1 pseudogene is annotated in these 351 nt (G+C 65.5%); it reads left to right on the top strand.

Annotation, left to right across the window (positions count from 1 at the left end):
- Positions 1-266: pseudogene (locus tag EN824_RS33860) on the top strand (class I SAM-dependent rRNA methyltransferase); the annotation flags it as partial.
- Positions 267-351: the final 85 nt, after the last annotated feature.

Here is a 351-nt window from a genome sequence, read left to right as displayed (position 1 = left end):
GCCGCGGCCCCAAGGGCGAGGTCTGGCAATTGTTCGAGGATCTGCCGGGCCTCACCGACCTCTGCCGCTCGATCCTGACGCCGAAACCGCTGGCCGTCGTTCTCACCGCCTATTCGATCCGCGCCTCCTTCTTCGCCATCCATGCGCTGATGCGCGATACGTTCGCCGGCATGGGCGGCACGGTCGAATCCGGCGAATTGATCATTCGCGAGAAGTCCGCCGGCCGCGCGCTGTCGACCTCGCTGTTCTCGCGCTGGGTGGCCTGAATGAACGCTTATGAGAGCTCCCGCGCCGTCGGCCAGGTGAAGGAGGTCACCAGCCTCGCCAACCCGCTGGTCAAGGACATCAAGG

The organism is Mesorhizobium sp. M8A.F.Ca.ET.181.01.1.1 (assembly GCF_004792025.1).
GTDB lineage: Bacteria > Pseudomonadota > Alphaproteobacteria > Rhizobiales > Rhizobiaceae > Mesorhizobium.
This window is presented reverse-complemented; position numbering and strand designations above follow the sequence as displayed.